Source organism: Streptomyces sp. NPDC030165, from assembly GCF_055573595.1.
Genome location: NZ_JBVIBD010000006.1, coordinates 269,784 through 289,646, shown reverse-complemented (window position 1 = coordinate 289,646; position 19,863 = coordinate 269,784). Strand labels below are relative to the sequence as shown.

At 74.5% G+C, this 19,863-nt stretch carries 18 protein-coding genes; 12 read left to right on the top strand and 6 right to left on the bottom strand.

Annotation, left to right across the window (positions count from 1 at the left end; translation table 11 throughout):
• Nucleotides 1–19: 19 nt before the first annotated feature.
• Nucleotides 20–1,315, bottom strand: a complete 1,296-nt coding sequence (locus ACZ4Z1_RS14395) for an SGNH/GDSL hydrolase family protein (protein WP_468486891.1) — start codon at nt 1,313–1,315, stop codon at nt 20–22.
• Nucleotides 1,316–1,585: 270 nt separating this feature from the next.
• On the opposite strand from ACZ4Z1_RS14395, the gene ACZ4Z1_RS14390 reads away from it, so the two are divergent.
• Genes ACZ4Z1_RS14390 through ACZ4Z1_RS14375 form a run of 4 tightly spaced genes read left to right on the top strand, consistent with a single transcriptional unit; the run spans nt 1,586 to nt 5,627 of the window.
• Entirely contained in the window at nt 1,586–2,968 is a 1,383-nt protein-coding gene (locus tag ACZ4Z1_RS14390; protein ID WP_468486890.1) for a DUF445 domain-containing protein, read from the top strand.
• A 57-nt stretch (nt 2,969–3,025) separates the two neighbouring features.
• The gene (locus tag ACZ4Z1_RS14385; protein ID WP_468486889.1) at nt 3,026–3,847 is read left to right on the top strand and encodes a class E sortase; all 822 of its coding nucleotides are present in this window, start codon (nt 3,026–3,028) and stop codon (nt 3,845–3,847) included.
• An 11-nt stretch (nt 3,848–3,858) separates the two neighbouring features.
• Complete coding sequence (locus tag ACZ4Z1_RS14380) at nt 3,859–4,080, top strand: DUF3311 domain-containing protein (RefSeq protein WP_468486888.1); 222 nt, start codon at nt 3,859–3,861, stop codon at nt 4,078–4,080.
• A complete protein-coding gene (locus ACZ4Z1_RS14375) occupies nt 4,077–5,627 on the top strand; it encodes a sodium:solute symporter family protein (RefSeq protein WP_468486887.1) in 1,551 nt (516 codons plus the stop codon). The genes ACZ4Z1_RS14380 and ACZ4Z1_RS14375 overlap by 4 nt, the downstream gene beginning before the upstream one ends.
• Here the strand turns inward: ACZ4Z1_RS14375 and ACZ4Z1_RS14370 are convergent.
• From ACZ4Z1_RS14370 to ACZ4Z1_RS14360, 3 genes are all read right to left on the bottom strand, one after another.
• Nucleotides 5,605–6,651 (bottom strand): SCO0930 family lipoprotein, encoded by a 1,047-nt coding sequence (locus tag ACZ4Z1_RS14370; RefSeq protein WP_468486886.1) that lies wholly within the window; start codon nt 6,649–6,651, stop codon nt 5,605–5,607. The two genes, ACZ4Z1_RS14375 and ACZ4Z1_RS14370, sit on opposite strands and share 23 nt — an antisense overlap.
• 204 nt (nt 6,652–6,855) lie before the next feature.
• The gene (locus ACZ4Z1_RS14365) at nt 6,856–8,547 is read right to left on the bottom strand and encodes an NADH-ubiquinone oxidoreductase-F iron-sulfur binding region domain-containing protein (RefSeq protein WP_468486885.1); all 1,692 of its coding nucleotides are present in this window, start codon (nt 8,545–8,547) and stop codon (nt 6,856–6,858) included.
• Between the two features lie 123 nt (nt 8,548–8,670).
• Nucleotides 8,671–9,414 carry a hypothetical protein gene (locus ACZ4Z1_RS14360; protein WP_468486884.1) on the bottom strand — a complete coding sequence of 248 codons (744 nt, stop codon included), beginning with the start codon at nt 9,412–9,414 and terminating at the stop codon, nt 8,671–8,673.
• 495 nt (nt 9,415–9,909) lie between these two features.
• Here ACZ4Z1_RS14360 and ACZ4Z1_RS14355 point away from each other — a divergent pair, with 495 nt between their 5' ends.
• The 5 genes from ACZ4Z1_RS14355 to ACZ4Z1_RS14335 all read left to right on the top strand — a co-directional run bounded on the left by ACZ4Z1_RS14355 (nt 9,910) and on the right by ACZ4Z1_RS14335 (nt 15,445).
• Entirely contained in the window at nt 9,910–10,965 is a 1,056-nt protein-coding gene (locus ACZ4Z1_RS14355) for a PucR family transcriptional regulator (RefSeq protein WP_468486883.1), read from the top strand.
• A gap of 248 nt (nt 10,966–11,213) precedes the next feature.
• On the top strand, nt 11,214–11,519 hold the full coding sequence (locus ACZ4Z1_RS14350; RefSeq protein ID WP_468486882.1) for a DUF6412 domain-containing protein: 306 nt from the start codon (nt 11,214–11,216) through the stop codon (nt 11,517–11,519).
• A 99-nt stretch (nt 11,520–11,618) separates the two neighbouring features.
• Entirely contained in the window at nt 11,619–12,413 is a 795-nt protein-coding gene (locus ACZ4Z1_RS14345) for a YidC/Oxa1 family membrane protein insertase (protein ID WP_468486881.1), read from the top strand.
• A gap of 137 nt (nt 12,414–12,550) precedes the next feature.
• On the top strand, nt 12,551–13,408 hold the full coding sequence (locus tag ACZ4Z1_RS14340) for a fumarylacetoacetate hydrolase family protein (RefSeq protein ID WP_468486880.1): 858 nt from the start codon (nt 12,551–12,553) through the stop codon (nt 13,406–13,408).
• A gap of 186 nt (nt 13,409–13,594) precedes the next feature.
• Nucleotides 13,595–15,445 (top strand): choice-of-anchor A family protein, encoded by a 1,851-nt coding sequence (locus ACZ4Z1_RS14335; RefSeq protein ID WP_468486879.1) that lies wholly within the window; start codon nt 13,595–13,597, stop codon nt 15,443–15,445.
• Between the two features lie 8 nt (nt 15,446–15,453).
• Here ACZ4Z1_RS14335 and ACZ4Z1_RS14330 read toward each other — a convergent pair whose 3' ends face one another.
• Entirely contained in the window at nt 15,454–15,981 is a 528-nt protein-coding gene (locus ACZ4Z1_RS14330; protein ID WP_468487024.1) for a heme-degrading domain-containing protein, read from the bottom strand.
• A 41-nt stretch (nt 15,982–16,022) separates the two neighbouring features.
• The gene (locus ACZ4Z1_RS14325; protein WP_468486878.1) at nt 16,023–17,120 is read right to left on the bottom strand and encodes a Gfo/Idh/MocA family oxidoreductase; all 1,098 of its coding nucleotides are present in this window, start codon (nt 17,118–17,120) and stop codon (nt 16,023–16,025) included.
• Nucleotides 17,121–17,176: 56 nt separating this feature from the next.
• Here ACZ4Z1_RS14325 and ACZ4Z1_RS14320 point away from each other — a divergent pair, with 56 nt between their 5' ends.
• From ACZ4Z1_RS14320 to ACZ4Z1_RS14310, 3 genes are all read left to right on the top strand, one after another.
• Entirely contained in the window at nt 17,177–18,355 is a 1,179-nt protein-coding gene (locus ACZ4Z1_RS14320; RefSeq protein ID WP_468486877.1) for an ROK family transcriptional regulator, read from the top strand.
• Between the two features lie 148 nt (nt 18,356–18,503).
• Nucleotides 18,504–18,920: a hypothetical protein gene (locus tag ACZ4Z1_RS14315; RefSeq protein ID WP_468486876.1), complete on the top strand. Its 417-nt coding sequence runs from the start codon at nt 18,504–18,506 to the stop codon at nt 18,918–18,920.
• Nucleotides 18,921–18,962: 42 nt separating this feature from the next.
• Nucleotides 18,963–19,721 (top strand): GntR family transcriptional regulator, encoded by a 759-nt coding sequence (locus ACZ4Z1_RS14310; protein ID WP_468486875.1) that lies wholly within the window; start codon nt 18,963–18,965, stop codon nt 19,719–19,721.
• The last annotated feature ends 142 nt before the right edge of the window (nt 19,722–19,863 follow it).

Here is a 19,863-nt window from a genome sequence, read left to right as displayed (position 1 = left end):
GCCCCGGAGGTCCGTACGCTCAGGTCGCCACCCGCGCCGCCCCCTTGAGCTGCCGCAGACCGACCGCTTCGGCCATCGCCCGGTAGCCCTCGTCGCTGGGGTGCAGATGGTCGCCCGAGTCGTAGGCGGGCCGCATCCGCAGCGGGTCGTGCGGGTCGCGCAGCGCCTTGTCGAAGTCCGCGTACTGGGCGTAGACCTCCCCGGCACGGATCTTCGCGTTGAGCGCCTGCCGTACGGCGTCGAGCTCCGGCCGGTAGCCGCGGTGGCCGCCGAACGGGGTGAGGGTGCTGCCGACGACGTGGATCCCGCGGGCCCGCGCCCTTCGCACGATCTCCCGCATGCCGTCCGCCAGCCGTTCCGGGTCGAGCCGGCGCGGTGACTTGAACAGGTCGTTGAGGCCGATCTCGACGACGGCCGACTTCACCCCCGCACGGGACAGGACGTCGCGCTCCAGCCGGGACAGCACGCTCGGCCCGCCGCTGACCGACCAGCGGTTCGCGTCGGTCAGCAGGCGGTTGCCGCTGATGCCCTGGTTGAGCACGCCGTAGCGGGGCGCCCCGGGCTCGGTGCGCAGCCGGGCGGCGAGGAAGTCCGGCCAGCGGTGGTTGGCGTCGGGGGTGGAGGTGTTGCCGTCGGTGATCGAGTCGCCGATGGCGACGACGGTGCCTTCGGTGTGCGGGCCGCGGACGTCCACACCGGTCAGGTAGCGCCAGGCGGTGACTTTCCCGGTGTAGGCGGCGCCGGTGGTGTCCGCGGCCCGGTCGCCGCGCGCCAGGTAGGACGTCTGGCGGGCGTGCGGGTGGTAGGTGGCGGGGCCGGAGGGGGCCGGGGAGTAGGTGGTGACCAGGAGGTCGGCGGCGGCCGGCACGGTCAGCCGGACCGGGTCGCTGGTGACCGCGCCGCCTGCGGGAACGGTGACGGCGGGCCGTCCGGAGAAGGTCAGCCTGCGCATGGTTCCGGGTGTGGCCGCCGGTTCGCCGGGTACCGCGGCCAGGGCGAGGGAGGCATGGCTGACGGGCAGGGGGCGGGTGCCGTAGAGGTTGGAGAGCTGGATGCGGGCGCTGGTGCCGCCGATGCTGGTGTGCACCACGTTGCGTATGGACGTGCCCGCGTGGCCGTCGGGGGCGCCGTGCTCGGCGGCTGCGGCGGCCGCCGACCACGTACCGGCCCACTGCCCGCCCGAGGGCGGGCGGGCGCCTCCGGCGGAGTCCTCGGTGCCGTCACCGCCGGAGCTGAGGAGGAGGGTGACGGCGACGACGAGCGCCACCAGCGCCGCCAGGCCGGCGAGCACGGGGCGGCCCACTCGGGTGGACATGCGGGCACAGTCTCCTGGGGCAGGCGGAGCGGCGTGCTCCGGGCGGGCACAGGGCAGCGTGTGATCAGCGGCACCGTCGCGGTCCGCGCCGTCGCGGTCCGGGAGGCCCCTTCATGCTGCCACGCGGGCCCGACGGCCCGCCGGGCGGCCCGCGGGGGCGGGGAACTCGTGGTCCGCCTCCGGAGTAGGACACAGTTGAACGCACGGCCGGCATGAAGCAGGGCATATGCCTGTACGTACGGTGCTGACGGGTTCGAGCGGGTGGAGCGGATGGAACGGACGAAGACGGACGTGGTTCCCGGGGCGGATACGGCCGCGGGAGCGGGCGGGACACCGCCGGGCGGCGCGCACGCGGGCACGGGCCGGATCCGCGGCCCGGTACCGCCCGGCGGCTTCCCGTACAGCCCCGCGGACGAGGAGAAGCGGCGCGGCGTACGGCGCATGAAGACCCTGGCGACCTGCCTGCTGCTCGGGGTGGCCCTGGTGTACGCCCTCGCCACCTGGGCGAAGGCCGCCGGCGCGGGCGGCTGGGCGGGCTATGTGGCGGCGGCGGCCGAGGCGGGCATGGTCGGCGCGCTGGCCGACTGGTTCGCGGTGACCGCCCTGTTCAAGCGCCCGCTGGGGCTGCCCATCCCGCACACCGCGATCATTCCGTCGAAGAAGGACCAGCTCGGGGTGAGCCTCGGCGACTTCGTCGGCGAGAACTTCCTGTCCGGCGAGGTCGTGCGGCAGCGGCTGCGCAAGGTCGGCATCGGCCGCCGGCTGGGCGCCTGGCTCGCCGAACCGAAGAACGCCGACCGGGTGACGGCGGAGCTGTCCACCGCGCTGCGCGGCGCGCTGACGGTGCTGCGCGACTCCGACGTGCAGGCGGTGGTGGGCGAGGCGATCACCCGGCGCGCCGACGCGCAGGAGGTCGCGCCGGGCCTCGGCAAGATGCTGGAGAAGGTCGTCGCGGACGGCGGGCACCGGCGGGTCGTGGACCTGATCTGCGTACGCGCCCACGACTGGCTGACCTCGCACGGCGACTCGGTGATGACGGCGGTCTCCGGCGGCGCCCCCGGCTGGACGCCGCGCTTCGTGGACCGCAAGGTCGGCGAGCGGGTCTACAAGGAGCTGCTGCGGTTCGTCACCGAGATGCGGGACATGCCGGAGCACCCGGCGCGCGGCGCGGTGGACCGTTTCCTCAAGGACTTCGCGGGCGACCTGCAGTCCGACACCGACACCCGGGAGCGGGTGGAGCGTCTGAAGTCGGAGGTGCTGGGGCGCGGCGAGGTGCAGGACCTGATCGCCTCCGCGTGGGGCGCCGTACGCACCATGATCGTGGCGGCCGCCGAGGACGAGAACAGCGAGCTGCGGCAGCGCACCCGGGCGGCCCTGCTGTCGCTGGGGCAGCGGCTGGCCCGCGACGGGCGGCTCCAGAACAAGGTCGACGGCTGGCTGGAGGGCGCCGCGGTCTACGTCGTGACGACGTACCGCGCCGAGATCACGTCGCTGATCACCGACACCGTCGCGAGCTGGGACGCCGACCACACCTCCAAGAAGATCGAGGCGCACATCGGGCGGGACCTCCAGTTCATCCGGATCAACGGCACGGTCGTCGGCGCGCTCGCCGGGCTGTGCATCTTCACGGTGTCGCGGCTGCTCGGGGGATAGGCGCGGCGCCCCAGGCACGGCCGCCGGCTATGGAAGTCTGCGGCTCCAGCCTCTACCGTGCACCGCGTGCGCGAGCGGACACCGGTGGTGGTGCAGGGGCAGCGGCGGCGACGGCCGTGCGCCGTACGGGCGTTGTGGACGGGCGCGGAGCTGGCGGTGACGTTCGGCGTGCTCGTCCTGCTGCTGGTCGTGCATCAGCTGTACTGGACCAACCGGCAGGCGCAGGCGAGCGCGCGTGACCAGGTGGGGCGGCTGGAACGGCAGTGGGACGCGCAGCGCCCGCCGTCCGCCGAACCGACGCCCGGCGGACCACCGCCCGGCACGGCCGCCTCCCCGGCTCCTGCACCGGCCCCCGAACGGCCCGGCATCCGGATGAGCCAGGAGTTCCGCAGCATCCTGGAGCGGGCCGCGCCGCCGCGCCCGCGCCGGGACGCCGCGTACGCGGTGCTGCGCATCCCGCGCCTCGGCCTGACCGTCCCCATCGCCGAGGGCACCAGCAGGTCCGCCGTCCTGAACAAGGGCTACGCGGGCCACTACGCGCACACCGCGCAACCCGGTGAGCAGGGCAATTTCGCGCTCGCCGGGCACCGCAACACGCACGGCGAGCCGTTCCGCTTCCTGAACCGGCTGCGGCCCGGCGACACGCTGGAGGTGGTGACCGCGGCCGTCCGCTACACGTACGCGGTCGACCGGACCCTGGCGCGCACCTCGCCCGCCGACGGCACGGTCACCGCCCCGGTCCCGTACAGCACCGTCCACCCGGCCCACCGCTACACCGAGCCGCGCGCCTACCTGACGCTGACGACCTGTACGCCGGAGTACTCCTCCGCGTACCGGCTGGTGGTGTGGGGCCGTCTGACGGGCGCGGCGCCCCGATAGGCTCAGCGGCTGTGCTGAAACGTCCCACGCTGCTGTGGCTCCTGGTCCCTCACGTGCTCTACCTCGGTGTGCTGCCGCTGGTGAACCGTGTGACGCCGACCGTGCTCGGGCTGCCCTTCCTCGTCTTCTGGATGCTGCTCGCCACCCTGCTGACGCCCGCGTCGGTGTGGCTGGCCTGGCGCGGCGACCGCAGGCGGGCGGCGCGCCGGGCCGCGGAGCGGGGTGCGGCGTGAACGCCACCGTCGCCACCTCCATCTTCGCGGCGTTCATGGTGCTGACGCTGGCCCTGGGCCTGCTGGCGGTCCGCGGCGGCGGTCGCCGCAAGGGCGGGCTCACCGAGTGGTCGGTGGGCGGCCGCAGCCTCGGCACGGTCTTCATCTGGGTGCTGATGGCGGGCGAGAGCTACACCAGCTTCAGCTACCTGGGCGCTGCGGGCTGGGGCTACAACTTCGGCGCCCCGGTCCTCTACGTCCTCGCGTACATGTCCTGCGGCTACGCGGTCGGTTTCGTGGCCGGCCCGATGCTCTGGTCGTACGCGCGCCGCCACCATCTGGTCGGCATCACCGACCTGGTGGCGCACCGCTACGGACGGCGCTGGCTCGGTACGGCGGTGGCGATCCTGGCCACGGTCTGCCTGCTGCCGTACATCCAGCTCCAGATCACCGGGATGGGCGTGGTCGTGACGACCATCTCCTACGGGGCGATCAGCCTGAACTGGGCGTACTTCATCGGCTTCGCGGTGACCACGCTCTTCGTCGTGGTCAGCGGCCTGCGCGGCAGCGCGTGGGTGTCCGTCCTCAAGGACGTGCTGGTCATCGCGACCCTCGCCTTCCTGGCCGTCTACGTACCGCAGCACTACTTCGGCGGGTACGGGCCCTTCCTGGACCGGATCGTCGCCGAGAAGCCGCAGTGGCTGACCTTCCCCGGCCATGAGTCGGGCGGCCTGGGCCAGGGCTGGTTCATCACCACCTCCCTCCTGAACTCGCTGACCGTCGTCATCTTCCCGACGACCGTCGCGGGCTACCTGGGCGCGCGCAGCGCCGACGCCCTGCGGCGCAACGCGGTGCTGCTGCCCTTCTACAACGTGCTGTTGTTCGTGCCGATGCTGCTGGGCATGGCGGCGCTGTTCGTGGTGCCGGGGCTGACCGGCGCGGACTCCAATCTGGCGCTGTTCAAGCTGGTGGTGGACTCGCTGCCGGCCTGGCTGGTGGGCGTCACCGGGGTCGCCGCCGCGCTCTCCTCCATCGTGCCGATGGCCGTGTTCATGCTGGTCATCGGCACGATGTGGGGGAGGAGCGTGCTGGGCGCGGTGCCCCGGCTGGCGAACCGCCAGAAGCTGTGGTCGCAGGTGGTGGTCGTGGTGGCGGGCGGGCTGGCGCTGCTGCTGACGTACACCGCGCCGAACACCCTGGTCCGGCTCTCGCTCATCTCGTACGAGGGGATGGCGCAGCTGGTACCGATGATTCTGCTGGGGCTGGTGTGGCGGCGGCTGACGCTCTACGGCGCCGTGAGCGGTCTGGTCGTCGGCCTGGTGGTGGTCTGCGGGCTGGTCTTCACCGAGCACGACCCGGTGGGGGGCATGAACGCGGGGATCGTGGCGCTCGCGGTGAACCTGGCGGTGGCGCTCGCGGTGACCTGGCTGGGCCCGCGGCCCGTCGACGGACGGCCGGACGCCGAGGTGCTGGCGTCGGACCTGGACCCGGGCGACGGCCCCGGCCCGGGCGGGGGCGGCGCGCCAGGGGGCGGTGCGGCGGAGGTCAGCCCGTCGCCGGCGAAGTGATCTTCTTGCCCTCCGGGGAGACGGCGAACCAGGTGCCCATCTTCCCCTGCCCGTTGACGTCGCCGGGCTGCTTGTCGCCGCTGAAGGTGTAGACGGGCCAGCAGTCGACCGCGAGCTGCTTGGTGCCGTCGGGGCGGGTGACGGTGCTGATCAGCTTCTCGGGAACGCCCTCCAGCTTGCTCTTGTCGGCCGGCCCGACCGGTTTCCAGGTGTCCAGGCAGGTGCCGTTGCAGGCGAACCTCATCGGCCAGGCGCTGTCCTTGTTGAAGCGGTAGACCGTACGGCCCTCCTTGTCGACGAGCAGCTTGCCCAATTTTGGCTGGTCGAAGACGGAGACGTCGGCGGCCGGCCCGGCGGTGGCCTTCTTCCCGTCCGGCGCGAACGCGTTCCAGGTGCCGCCGACGCCGTGGCCCTTGGTGTCGCCGGGGGCGGTGTCCTTCGCGTAACGGTAGGCGGGCCAGCCGTCGATGGTGAGCTGCTTGGTGCCGTCCGCCCGGGTGACCGAGCCGAGGGCGCTCGCGGCCATGCCGGAGGCTGCGGTGGCGTCGTCGGCGGGGACCGGGGGCCAGGTGGTCGCACAGGTGCCGGAGCAGGCGGAGTTGGGCGGTTTCGCGGTGTCCTTGTCGAAGCGGTAGAGCGCCATGCCCTTGCTGTCGGTGACGACCGGGCCCAGCTCGGGGGACTGGCGCAGGGCGAGGGTCCCGGCGCGGGCGCCCTGCGCGGCGGGCCGGTTGCTGTCGCCCGACGGCGAGCCGTAACCGTCGCCGCCGGCCTGTCCCTTGCCGGCGCCGTAGTCACTGCCGTCGTCGCCCGATCCGTAACCGGCGGAACTGCCGCTGCCCGCCCGCACCTTGTCGTTGGCCACCGGCGCGGCGTTGGAGCCGTCACCGGAGCCGCAGGCGGCGGTGAGCGCCATGACGGCGGCGGCCGTCACGGCCATCGCGGTGTGCCGTCGCTGGGCATCGGGGGAGCGGCGGCGGGCGGGACGGGGGTGGTCGGTGCGCGGGTGGGTCTGCGGGGTCATCGCTGTCTCCTTCGAGGGGTGCCGGGGGGTGTTGTCTGCGGGGTACGCGGGGTGGGGAGCGGTTGTTCAGGCGGGGCGGAAGTTGTCACCGGCGGACAGAAGCCGCGCGGAAGGGACGCTCGTACGAAGCCCGTACGGAGCCCGGTTGGAACCTTTTCGATGCCTTACGAAGCCCGTTCGGTGCCCGGCCGACGCCTGTACGGGTCATCCGGCGCCCTGGACGCGCAGCGCGAGCGCCGGGCAGCGCCGCACCGCGAGCTGCGCGCGGCGGCGCATCCGGGCGGGCAGCGGCATGGTGGCCCGCTCCGGGTAGCCGTCGGGCCCCAGCCGGACCATGCCGGGCACGAGGTCGGCGCACAGGCCGTGACCCCGGCACAGCGTCCAGTCGACGAGCAGCCGCTGTTCTGGGGCGCGGGACCGGGTGGCGGCCGTGGCCGCGTGGGCGCCCTGCCGTCCGCCGCCGGGGCCGGGCGCGCCTTCGGTGCCGTGCGTCTCCTCGCCGGTCACCGGAAGCGCGCCGAGCACCGGACGGCCGCAGCCGGCTCCGCGGGCGTGCGCGTCGAACTCGTCGGGGAAGGCGGCCAGTGCCGAGGCGACGAAACGCGCGGCGCCGTCGGGGTGGCTGCACGCGCCGCGCCGTTCCACGGCCTGCATCCGGGCCCGTACGTCGTCCAGTGCGCGCTGCCCGCCTCCGCCGGCCGCCTGGCCGAGCGCGTCGGCGAGCGCGGGCAGGCCGAGTACGCACGGCCCGCACTGGCCCGCTGATTCGGCGGCCAGCCAGCGCGCGACCCGTACGGTCTCGCCCGCCGGGCAGGTCCCTTCCGGCAGCGGCAGTACCGCCCCCGCTCCGAGCACCGCGCCGTACGCGGCCAGGTCGTCGCGGGAGAGCAGGGCCGAACCGGCGGCGGACGGTGACAGCCAGGTGCCGTGGTAGCCGCCGGTCAGGACGCCCTGGCCGGGGCCGAGTCCGCACAGGGCCAGGACGCGGGCGAGCGGCACCCCGGTCGGTGCTTCCACGACCCGTTCGCCGGCCACGGTCAGCAGGACGGTGCCGGGTTCGGCGGGGTCGCCGGTGGTGCGGTAGCCCAGGGCGCCCAGCCGGGCGGCGACGGCGAGCTGGGCGTACGTCTCGGTGTTGGACAGCAGGGTGGGCAGGCCGTTCAGACCACGTTCGCTGGAGCGGACCCTACGGCCCGAGGGCAGGCCGGGGCCCCGGCTGAGGCCGTCGGTGAGCGCGGTGCCCTCGCCCGTCACGAAACGTTCCGCCAGCAGCTCGGCGCGTACCGGCGTGGACAGCGGCCCCCGTTCGGCGATCGCCTGACGCACCGACCGGGCCACGTCGGCGCGCGTCACCCCGATCGCGACCTCCCCGGCGCCGAGCGCCCGCGCGGCCAGCAGCGCGCCGTCCAGCACCAGGTGCGGCGCGTACAGCAGCAGTGCCGTGTCCTTGAGGCAACTGGGCTCGCCCTCACTGCCGTTGACGACCACGGCGGCGCGTCCGTCCGCGCGGCGCCGCCCCTCCAGGACGGCGCTCAGCTTGCGTGCGAACGGGAAGCCCGCGCCGCCGCGGCCGCGCAGGCCGGTGTTCTCGGCCAGCGCCACCAGTTCGCTCGCCGACAGGTCGGGCGGGCTGCCGTGCCGGGCCAGGTGCGCCACCCGGTCCAGACGCACCGCCCCGTCCAGCCCGGCCAGCAGCCGAGGCGACCCCAGGACGGCCAGGCTGGGGGCGGTGAGGTTCGGGGTGACGATGGGGGTGTGGGTGCCGGTGGGGGTGTAGGTGGCGGCGGGGTTCCGGGCAGCGGCGGGGCCGCGGCCGACGGCGGGTTCGCGGCCGGTGACGGATTCCCGGCCGACAGCGGGCAGCGGAATCGTGGTGGCCTGAGCAAGGAGCGTCATGACAGGAACTCCATGAGGTCGCTGAGACGTTGAGGCAACCGGGGGACCGCACAACGCGCCCCCGTAGGCAAGGCAGTGCGGCACCCCAGGCGTCGTGGCGGGAGCCGCGCGCGTAGCGGTACGTCATGTCCGTGGGGCTCCGTGCGAACCGGTACGTGATGGCCGGGCACCGTGGCTGTGCCGGGCCGTCCGGGCCGGGGCCCGCGGTCCGCCGGTGTGCGTGCCCGGCGGCCGGCCGCCCGGCACCGCGCCGGGCCGCGGCGCCCGCAGCCGCAGGACGAGCACCACCGCGACCCCGGCGACGCACAGCATGTATCCGGCGGTCACCCAGCCGGCGGCCGGGCGGCCCGACTTCAGCCCGTGCACCAGCGCCGCGCACCACGCCACGTACGCGCCCATGTGCAGCACCCGCCACCACCGCGACCCGCGCCGCGAGGTGAACGCGCCGCGCACCGCGCCCGTCACCGCCGCCGCGAGGAAGAGGTAACCGGCCAGCGTGCCGAGGCCGATGAGCAGCGGCCGGCCGCCGTCGGCGAACGGCACGGCGGCGGCCGTGCCGCTGGTCCGGCCGCGGACGATCTTCACCCCGATGTGCAGGGCGAGGAAGCCCAGTCCGGCGACGCCGGTGCCGCGGTGCACGGCCTGCGCGACCAGCCGGTGGCCTGAGTGCAGCAGCAGCCGGTCGGTGGCGGCCAGGCCCCACAGCACGGTGCCGGTGAGCGAGACCAGCGCGAGCACGCCCGCGCCGAAGTCCAGGAAGTCGAGCACCCGCCGGGGCGCGCCGGCCTGGGTGGCCACGGCGAGGAAGAGGAGCACGACGGCCGGCAGGGCCGGGCGCAGGGCGGTCCGCAAACGGGATGCGGGCATCGGGCCTCCTTGAGGAGGGGGCGGGGGAGAAGGAGTACGGAGTACGGGTACGGGCGGGGCCGATTGCCGGTGGCGCACGGGGGAGGGGCGGCCCGGGTCGGGCTGCCGGGATATTCACCACGGTTTATGCGCCGGGTTCCGCCGCGACGCGCAATGGGCCGGTCCGGCCGGAGGCGCAAAGGTATGCGCCGAAGGCGGTGCGGTGATCGGGGTGAGCAGCAGCATCACGGAAGGGTGCCGGAGCGTCCTCCGGTTTATCGCGCTGTGACAAATTCCTGCACCGGCATCGAAGTTACGCCAGGTAACTCCGGATGGTGCCCCTCCAGGCACGACCACCGCACGACACCCGCAAACACCGCACGACCATCCCCGACCACCCCCCAACCGCCCCCGATCACCGCTCGGAGCACCCCCGCACGGTGTGCACGCCGCGCACGGTGCCTCCGGACAGCAGGGCCGTACCCCCCTCCGCATCACGCCAGGAACGAGGTAGCGATGTGTGATCTCCTGAACCGCATCTGGTCACGCCCCCGTGGTGAATGGACCCGCGTTCTGAGAAAGGAACTCCCGGCGCTCGCCGAGAAGGTGACCGAGGAACTGCGGACCGGATTCCCCGCCTTTTCCGCACTTCTCGTGGAAACGGGTGCCGAAGAGGCCCGCCGGGCCGTGGAACAGGCCATGCTGGTGGCGCTCGGCTACCAGGAAACCCCGGAGCGGGTACGACGGCCCAAGGACCTCGTCGTCACCCCGCTGCCGGTGGCCCCGGCCCGCCGGGAGATGTTCGCCGCCCTCTCCGGGGCCAAGGACGTCTCCGACGTCGCCCTCGCCGAGGTGGCCCGCTGTGCCGGCTGGCCCGTACCGGCCCTCGTCCAGGCCATCGCCCTCGCCTCGCCCGCCGAAGCCCCCCAGCTCGCCGCCGCCCTCGGCGACGCCCTCATCGGCACCGTCGACGGTGACACCTGCCTGCTCGTGCCCGACCCCGGGACGCAGACCCGCGCCCGGCTGGAGGCCGCGCTCAAGGGCCGGGCGGCGGCGGTCGGCCACGCCGTACCGGCGGGCGACGCCGCTTCCTCGCTGCGCTGGGCCCGCGCCCTGCTCGCCCTGTCGCCCGGCCGCGGCGGCCCCGACACCCGCCCGGCCTTCGTCGACGACCACCTGTCCGCACTGCTCCTCCTCCAGGACGAATCGCTGGCGCGGGCCCTGTCCACGCGCTGGCTGAGCCCGCTCGACGACCTGACGCCACGCCAGAGCGAACGCCTGGAGGTCACCCTGCTGGCCTGGCTGGAGGGCGGTGGCGCACCCGAAGCGGCCCGGGTCCTCCAGGTGCACCCGCAGACCGTGCGCTACCGGCTGCGGCAGATCGAGAAGCTCTTCGGGCCCGCGCTGCGCGACCCGCGCACCCGCTTCGAGCTGGAGATGGCGCTGCGCAGCCGCCGCCTGATGGCCCACGTACGGCGCTACCGCTCACGGGCCGGCCGCCGGGCGCGGGCCGTCGCCTCCACCATCCGTCCGCTGGGCATGGCCAGGGAGGCCCGGGTCAACGGGCTGTGACGGGCACACCAGGACCGCGGCGGCCCCGGGCTCCCCTCCGGGGCCGCCGCCCTGTGCGGGGCCGGGAACCGGGGCCGCGGCGCCGCGGGCAGGAGCCGGTGCCCCCGCCCTGCGCGGGAGCGGGCGCCGGTGCCCCTGTGCTGCGCGGGGCCGGGAACCGGTGCCGCCGTGCCGTCGTTACCCTGGGGCGGACACCGGCGGCGGACCCGGACCCGGGAAAGGCCGGGACACAGGAAAGGGGTGAGCACGTGCAGCGCTGCGCCGAAGTCTGGCGGCTGTCCGTGGGCGCCGCTTTCTTCCTGCTCTCCGGGCTCCTCCTCGCCGAGAGCGGGCTGGCCCCCGCGCTCGCTTCCGCGGCGGCCACCGCCGCCGTACTGCTGCTGTGCCGCGCCTTCCTGGCCGCCGCGCTCGCCCGGCCCGAACCGCCGGGCCGGGTACGTACCGCCTTGCGCGACCGGGAACGCCGCACGGCCTTCCTGCCGCAACGTGATCCCGACGCCGCGGGCCGCCCGCGGCCCAGGGCACCCGGCCGTCCCCTCCCGACGGCCGCGTAGGCGCCTCTCACCTCGCACCCCGCGGGGATTCCGGCCCCGCGCGGCTCGTCACGCCGATTCCGTATCCCGGCACGACGAGACCCCGTGGAGGGCTCCCTCATGTCCGTTTTCTCCACCTTGGGCAGTGCGCTGTCCCAGGCCGCCGACCTCATCGCACCGCTCTTCGGCGCCTCGGCGACGGCCGCCGTGATCATCCTCTTCACCCTCTGTGTACGCGCCGCCCTGCACCCGCTCGCCCGCGCCGCCGCCCGCGGTGAGAAGACCCGTTCCGCGCACGCCCCGCGCCTGGCCGGGCTGCGGCGCACGTACGCGAAGGACCCGCAGCGGCTGCGCGAGGAGACCGCCGCCCTGTACACCGAGACCGGCTCCTCGCCGCTGGCCGGCTGCCTGCCGGCGCTCCTGCAACTGCCCGTCTTCTTCGTCATGTACCACCTGTTCACCAGCGACGGCAGCGGCCTGCTCGGGCACACACTGCTGGGCGCGCCGCTCGGCGGGCACTGGTCGCAGGCCCTCGCGGACGGCGGTCCGTTCGGGCCGCACGGGCGGGTCTACCTCGCCCTGTTCGCGCTGGCCGCCGCCGTCGCGACCTGGAACTACCGGCGGGCCCGTACGGCGATGACGCAGAATCCGGCGATGGGCGCCGCCTTCGGGCAGGCGGGTACGGCCGAGGGTGGCGCGGTGCCGGGACTCGCGGGCATGGCGAAGGTGATGCCGCTGCTGTCCTTCGGGACGCTTGTCAGCATCGCGGTGCTGCCGCTGGCGGCCGCGCTCTACCTGGTGACGACCACGGCGTGGACGGCGTGCGAGCGGGCGCTGCTGTACCGGGACCGCGCCCGGGGCGGCCAGGCGGACCGTACGCCCGGTGAAGGGGCTCCGGCCCGTACCGCCGGGTAACGGTCCAGTACGTGAACCGGGTCTTGCGGAGCGGACGCCGTTCTTGGACGATCGTCCGAATCGCTCGATGGCCGTCCCCCATCGGCCGGTCCGGGGAGCCCTCCCGGGCCGACCCTTCGACCACGGGAGTTGTACCGATGAAGCTGCTGCGTGTCGGTCCGGTGGGGGCGGAACGCCCGGCGCTGCTCGACGAGGAAGGTGTGCTGCGCGACCTGTCGTCGCTGGTCACCGACATCGACGGGGCGCTGCTCGGGGACAGCCCGGCCCTCGCGCGGATACGGGCGGCCGCCGCCGCGGGCGTGCTGCCGCCCCTGGACCCGGCCGGTCTGCGCACCGGGCCGCCCGTCGCCCGGATCGGCAAGATCGTGTGCATCGGGCTGAACTACCACGACCACGCCCGCGAGACCGGCGCCGCCGTGCCGGCCGAACCGATCGTCTTCATGAAGGCGCCGGACACGGTCGTCGGCCCCGACGACACGGTGCTGGTGCCGCGCGGCAGCGTCAAGACGGACTGGGAGGCCGAACTGGCCGTCGTCATCGGCCGTACCGCGCGCTACCTGGAGACCGACGAGGAGGCCCGCGCCGCCGTCGCCGGCTACACGATCGCGCACGACGTCTCCGAACGGGAGTTCCAGATCGAGCGCGGCGGCCAGTGGGACAAGGGCAAGAACTGCGAGACGTTCAACCCGCTGGGCCCGTGGCTGGTGACGGCGGACGAGGTGCCCGACCCGCAGGCCCTGGGTGTACGGCTGTGGGTCAACGGCACGCTGCGGCAGGACGGCACGACCGCCGAGCAGATCTTCCCGGTGGCCGAAGTGGTCCGTTACGTGAGCCGGTTCATGACCCTGTACCCGGGCGACGTGATCAATACCGGCACACCGGCGGGCGTGGCGATGGGCTGCCCGGAGCCCAAGCCGTATCTGCGCGCCGGTGATGTGGTGGAGCTGGAGATCGACGGCCTGGGGCGGCAGCGGCAGGAGCTGAAGGACGCCTGACGGCCTCTCAGGCGCGGGTCGCGGTGCCGGTGCGGTGCCGGTTCCGGTTGCGGCGGGGTGGCCGGTGGGCGGCTGTCGGCTGGACAGGGGGACTCGCCGTACGGGTGCGCGGGCCGGACGGCTGCGCGGCCGACCCGCGCACATAGTGCGTATATGCCTGCAAAAAAGACAAAACGGACCCATGTGGTGGGTGCCGCCGCACTGGGAGCCGTGGCCGCCGTGCTCCTCGGCCTGTTCGCGGCGTTCGGCTTCGCGGCCCCGCTGCCCGGCGGCCTCGGCCCGTGCCGGGGGAGCCAGTGCCCGCCCTCGTACAACGATCCGAACAACGGACCGGTGGCCGGGCGGGACGAGAACCTCAACATCTTCGTCGGCGGTGACTTCCGCGTCGGCGGCTCGGCCGCCGAGGCCGAGGGAAAGATCGTCACCCTCGGCACCTTCAGCATGAACAAGACCGGCGGCTCCAGCGTCTACAACGTGGGCGTCGTCGGCGTCGGCTCCCGGGTGCCGCCGCCCAACGGCTCCGACTTCCTGACCGTGGGCGGCGACGTCACCATCGCCCCCGGCCAGCGGCTGCTCGCCGAGGAGGGCAGCACGCACGGTGTCGTCGCGTACGAAGGCAGGCTGACCGGCACGGTGAGTCCCCAGTCGGACCAGCGCCCGGGCGTCGCCGACCCGTACCGCGGGCTGGTGCCCGAGCTGACCGCGAGCAGCCGGTGCTACGCCCGGACCGGCGACGGCCCGCGGCCCGCGACCGGCACCGCCGTCAACCAGGGCTACTCGACGGTCTTCACCGGCGACGGCACGTCCGCCCTCCAGGTCTTCAACGTCGACTTCGACCTGGTGGGCCGCAACGGCGGCGCCCAGGGCATCACCTTCACGGGCATCCCGGCGGGCGCGACCGTCCTCGTCAACATGCTCGGTGACGCCCGCACCGTCAACACCTACATCGGGCACGACCTCCAGCCGCCCGGCATCCGCGAGCGGCTGCTGTGGAACTTCCCGGACGCGAACACCGTGGAGTTCAAGGGCGGCGCGCAGTTCCAGGGGAGCGTGCTGGTCGGCCGGCAGGGCAGTACGACGACGGTGTCGGTACCGGGGATGAACGGCCGGTTCTTCACGGTCGGTTCGCTGGTGCACACCTCGACGTCCGGCGCGGAGATGCACAACTACCCGTTCAACGGGGACCTGCCGGACTGCGGCGGGCCGAGCCCGTCACCCACGGAGACGCCTTCGCCCACACCCTCACCGACGGACGAGCCGTCACCGACCGATGAGCCGTCGCCGTCGCCCACGGAGCCGTCCCCGTCGCCGACGGACGAGCCGTCACCGAGTCCGACGGACCCGAGCCCGTCGCCGACCGAGCCGTCGCCGTCGCCCACGGAGCCGTCGCCGTCACCGACCGATGAGCCGTCGCCTTCGCCGACGGAGCCGAGCCCGTCCCCGACGGAGCCGAGCCCGTCCCCGACGGAGCCGAGCCCGTCCCCGACGGACCCGAGCCCGTCCCCGACGGACCCGACACAGCAGCCGACTCCGACTCCGACTCCGACACCGACTCCGTCCCCGACCGAACCGACCCCGTCACCCACCGAGCCGAGCCCCACACCGCCCGAGCCGTCTCCGACCCCGTCGCCCACGGAGCCGACCCGGCCCCCGTCACCGACTCCGCCCGAGCCGACCCCGTCCCCGACGGAGCCGACCCCCATCCCGACGGAGCCGACCCCCGTCCCCACCGGCCCGACTCCGGAGCCCACCGAGCCCACCCCCGAACCGACCCCCACCGAGCCGACCGCCCCTCCGTCACCGACCGCCCCTCCCTCACCGACCACCACCCTGACCCCCGACCCCACCCCGGAGCCCACCGACTCCTCCTCCGGCGGACCGGTGCCCAGCCCGGGGCCGACGGATGACGGGGACCAGCTGGCGCACAGCGGCAGCACCTTCCGCGATCCGCTGTTCATCGGGGCGGCCGTGGCGACCGTCGTCAGCGGCGTGGTGCTCGTACTGATCATCCGCACCCGCCGCCGCTCCGGCAGCTGACCCGCGGGTCAGTCCGCCGGCTGCTGCTCGATGTAGCGTCCCAGGGCGTCGGCCACCAGTGCGTGGTCGTCGCCCTGGGGGAGGCCGGAGACCGCGACCGTGCCGACGACTCCCGTACCGCGCAGCCGTACGGGGAAGGCGCCGCCGTGTGCGGCGTAGCGGTCCGGGTCGAGGCGGGACGATTCTTCGAACGTCCGGCCCTTGGCGCGGAAGCGGGCACCGACGAGGTACGAGGACTCCCCGTACCGCTCGACGACGCGGCACTTGCGCTCGATCCACGCGTCGTTGTCCGCCGACGTACCCGGCAGCGCGCAGTGGAACAGCTGCTGCGCGCCGCGCCGGATGTCCACCGTCACGGCAGCGCCGCGCTCGCGCGCCAGGTCCGTCAGCAGGCAGCCGAGCCGCCAGGCGTCCTCGTTGCCGAAGCGGTCCAGGACCAGGCGGCGTTCCTGTTCCTCCAGTTCGCGGACCTGGTGGCGGGCCGCCTCGCGCTCGTCCAGGCCGTGCAGCGCCCCGCTGCCGCCCGCACCGTTCATACCGCCGGTGCCGTTCACGCTGCTCACGCCGTTCGTGCCGCTCATGCCGTCTCCTCGATCCGGACCGCGCGGCCCTCGGCCGCCGATGTCTTCGCCGCCTCCAGGACGCGCAGCGCGTCCGCCGCTTCCCTGGCGCTCACCGGCGGCCCGCCCCCGGTGCGCAGCGCCTCCGCGACGGCGGCGTAGTACGCGGGGTAGTCACCGGCCAGGGTCGGTACGGGGTCGCCGCCGCCGGTCGGCGGGGACTCCCCGGAGCCGATCCGGCCCCACGCCGACTCCGGCTCCACGCCCCAGCCGGCCGCGTCGTCGCCCGGCCGGCGGCCCTCGCGCAGCGCCGCTTCCTGCGGGTCCAGGCCGTACTTCACGTACCCCGCGCGGCTGCCCAGCACCCGGAAGCGCGGGCCGAGCTGGGCGGTGGTGGCGCTGACCCACAGGTGCGAGCGGACGCCGTTCGCGTGGGTGAGGGCGAGGAAGGTGTCGTCGTCGGCCTCGGCGCCCGGGCGGCGCACGTCGGACTCGGCGTAGACCAGGGTGACCGGTCCGAACAGGGCGAGCGCCTGGTCGGCGACGTGGCTGCCGAGGTCGTACAGCAGCCCGCCGATCTCCGCCGGGTCGCCGGACTCGCGCCAGCCGCCCTTCGGCTTCGGCCGCCAGCGTTCGAAGCGCGACTCGAAGCGCTGGACGTCGCCCAGCGCGCCCTCGGTGACCAGCTTGCGCACCGTACGGAAGTCGTTGTCCCAGCGGCGGTTCTGGAAGACAGAGAGGAGCAGGCCGCGTTCGTCCGCGAGGGCGGCCAGCTCGTCGGCCTCGGCGGCCGTCCCGGCGAGCGGCTTGTCGACGACGGCCGGCAGTCCGGCGTCCAGCGCGGCCTGTGCCAGTGCGACGTGCGTCTTGTTGGGCGACGCGATGACGACGAGGTCCAGATCGGCGGCGCGGGCCAGCACCTCGTCGGGGGTGGCGACCGTACGGACCTGGGGGTGTTCGGCGCGGGCCTGCGCCTGCCGGTCCGGGCTGCCGGTGGAGACGGTGTCCAGCACCAGGCCGTCGGTGGCGGCGATCAGGGGGGCGTGGAAGACCGAGCCGGCCAGGCCGTAGCCGATCAGGCCGACGCGGAGGGGAGTGCCGGGGGAGTCGTTCATGCCACCCACTTAAGCAACGCTGTTGCCAAAGTGCAAGCAATGCGGACAATGGGCAGGTGACCAGCAACGACCCTGATGGACGTGTCGCCGCACCGGCCTCGGCGCCGCCCGGCGGCGGAGCCGGCCTGCCCGCCCTGCGCGGCCACAACACCGCACTGGTGCTGGGCCTGCTGCGGACGGCGGGCCCGGCGGGCGTCAGCAGGCTGGAACTGGCCGCGCACACCGGCCTGACCCCGCAGGCCGTCAGCAAGATCACCGCCCGGCTGCGGGCCGACGGCCTGGCGGCCGAGGCGGGCCGGCGCGCCTCCACCGGCGGCAAGCCGCGCACGGTGCTGTGCCTGGTGCCCGAGGCCCGGTACGCGATCGGGCTGCACCTGGACCGCGACGAGCTGACCGCCGTCCTCACCGACCTCGCGGGCCGCACCGTCGCGGAGCGCACCGCCCCGCTGGACCTCGGCGCGGGCGCGTCCGCCGTGCTCGACACGGTGGCCGGACAACTCGCGGCACTGCCGGACGAGGCCCGCTCACCGCGCGTCCTGGGCGTCGGCGCCGCCTGCCCGGGGCCGCTCGATCATGCGGCCGGAGTGCTGCGCCGGGTCACCGGCTTCCCGGACTGGGACGGCTTCCCGCTGCGCGACGCCCTCGCCGCACGGCTCGGCCTCCCCGTCGCCCTCGACAAGGACACCAATGCCGCGGCGCTCGGACTCGCCCAGCGCGAACCGGGCGGCCGCGGCTCGTTCGGCTACCTGCACCTCGGTACGGGCCTGGGCGCCGGCCTGGTGCTCGGCGGCGCGCTGTACCGGGGGGCCAGGACGGGCGCGGGGGAGTTCGGCCACCAGGTGCTGCAACTGGACGGGCCGCGCTGCGGCTGCGGCAAGCGCGGCTGCGTCGAGGCGCTGTGCCTCGACCGGGCGGCACGCGGCGAGCCCGCCGAAGCGGCCCGCATCCTGGGCGTCGGCGCGGCCAACCTCGTCGAACTGCTCGACATCGACCGCGTCCTGCTCGGCGGCCGTACGGTGTTGGCGCGGCCCGGCATCTACGTACGCGGTGTGGCCGAAGCCCTGGCCGAACAGGCCCGCGTACGCGGCGACGGCGGCACGTCCGCGATCCCCGTGGCGCTGGCCGAAGGCGGCGCACGCACGGTCGCGGACGGCGCGGCGCACCTCGTCCTGGCCCCGCTCTTCGGCACGCCGGGGACACCGTTCGGCGCCGGTACGGCGACGCCACTGCGCTGAACGCGCGGCATTCGGGCGATCGGGGAGCCGCGCCGGGGCGTCGGGGCCACGGCGCCGCCCCCGCATGGCAAGGTCCGGAACCGACCGGTCATACGAGCGGCCTGGTGTGGTCCCCGTCGCCTGAGCTGATCGAGCAGGAGCGTCCGTCATGCCCGTGCGTCCGCCCCGCGCACCGCTGCGCACCACCCTCCCGGCGGCCTTGCTGTCCGCAACCCTCCTGACCGGCGCGCCACCGGCCCGAGCCGCCGTGCCTGCCGTCCTCGCGCCTGCCGTTCCCGCGCCCGTCGCCTCCGCGCCCGTCGCCCCCGCGGCCATCACCCCCGTGGCCGCCGCCCCCGGGACAGCCACCCCCGAACCCGCCCCCACCCCCGCGACGCGAACCGAGCCCCCAACCTCAGCCCCAACCTCGATCCCACCCCCGGCCCCTGCCCTCACCCCCGGCCCCCCTCCCCACCTCGCCGACACCGGCTCCCCGGCAGTGACCCGTATCGGAGCCGCCGCTCTGCTGTTCCTGTCCGCCGGCGCGCTCCTCGTGGCGGCGGCCCGCCACCTCCGCCGGCGCTGAACCCGCCGACCCCCGCGACCCCGAGGGTGCGAGGATCGGCCGGTGGACTACCCGAACGGCCAGGAACCTGGCGCACCGATCCGCTCCGGCATCCCCGAGCACGGACGCATCCCCAAGTACTACGCGGCGAAGGTCCGGATCGAAGCGCTGCTCGCCGGACTGGGCGAGGGCGAGGCGCTGCCCACCGAACGCGACCTGGCCCTGCGCTTCGAGGTCTCCCGCGAGACCCTGCGCCAGGCGCTGCGCGAACTCCACCTGGAAGGGCGGCTGCGGCGCCTCGGCCGCGGCACCGTCGTGGCGGGCCCCAAGCTGGAGCAGCCGCTGTCCCTGGCGAGCTACACCGAGGGCGTACGGAAGCAGGGCCGGCGGCCGGGCCGTCACCTGGTCGGCCTGGACCGCTTCCCCGCGCAGGCCAAGCTGGCCGGGGAGCTGGGCCTGCAAGTCGGCGACGAGGTGTGGCACTTGGAGCGGGTGCTGCTCGCGGACGAGGAGCGGGTGGGGCTGGAGAGTACGTACGTCGCCGTGGCGCGCGTACCGCGCCTGGACACGGAGTTCGAGCCCGACTCCTCCTTCTACGCCTACCTCCACGAACGACTGGGCATCGGCTTCGGCGACGCCGACGAACGCCTGGAAACCGTCCTGGCCACCCCACGTGAGGCCCTGCTGATCGGCACACCGGGCGCCCTGCCGATGCTGCTGATCCACCGCCTCTCCCGGGACACCCGGGGCGTCCCCCTGGAGCGGGTGCGTTCCCTCTACCGGGGCGACCGGTTCTCGTTCACGACCCGTCTGGGCGGCTGAACGCCCTCGAAGGGGCGGTGCTCCCGGGCGGCCCCAGACCTCTCCTGGTCACGGAAAGATAACGGGTCTAGGCCAACTTTGCGCCCCCGTTCACGACCGCGTCGACTCCCGGCCCGCCCCGGGGCACCCGGTCCCACGAGCG

Excerpts from the sequence above, each read along its gene's own strand:
- ACZ4Z1_RS14395 (WP_468486891.1), bottom strand. The coding sequence starts at position 1,315 with ATGTCCACCCGAGTGGGCCGCCCCGTGCTCGCCGGCCTGGCGGCGCTG.
- ACZ4Z1_RS14390 (WP_468486890.1), top strand. The coding sequence starts at position 1,586 with ATGGAACGGACGAAGACGGACGTGGTTCCCGGGGCGGATACGGCCGCG.
- ACZ4Z1_RS14370 (WP_468486886.1), bottom strand. The coding sequence starts at position 6,651 with ATGACCCCGCAGACCCACCCGCGCACCGACCACCCCCGTCCCGCCCGC.
- ACZ4Z1_RS14365 (WP_468486885.1), bottom strand. The coding sequence starts at position 8,547 with ATGACGCTCCTTGCTCAGGCCACCACGATTCCGCTGCCCGCTGTCGGC.
- ACZ4Z1_RS14360 (WP_468486884.1), bottom strand. The coding sequence starts at position 9,414 with ATGCCCGCATCCCGTTTGCGGACCGCCCTGCGCCCGGCCCTGCCGGCC.
- ACZ4Z1_RS14355 (WP_468486883.1), top strand. The coding sequence starts at position 9,910 with ATGTGTGATCTCCTGAACCGCATCTGGTCACGCCCCCGTGGTGAATGG.
- ACZ4Z1_RS14345 (WP_468486881.1), top strand. The coding sequence starts at position 11,619 with ATGTCCGTTTTCTCCACCTTGGGCAGTGCGCTGTCCCAGGCCGCCGAC.
- ACZ4Z1_RS14340 (WP_468486880.1), top strand. The coding sequence starts at position 12,551 with ATGAAGCTGCTGCGTGTCGGTCCGGTGGGGGCGGAACGCCCGGCGCTG.
- ACZ4Z1_RS14330 (WP_468487024.1), bottom strand. The coding sequence starts at position 15,981 with ATGAACGGTGCGGGCGGCAGCGGGGCGCTGCACGGCCTGGACGAGCGC.
- ACZ4Z1_RS14325 (WP_468486878.1), bottom strand. The coding sequence starts at position 17,120 with ATGAACGACTCCCCCGGCACTCCCCTCCGCGTCGGCCTGATCGGCTAC.
- ACZ4Z1_RS14315 (WP_468486876.1), top strand. The coding sequence starts at position 18,504 with ATGCCCGTGCGTCCGCCCCGCGCACCGCTGCGCACCACCCTCCCGGCG.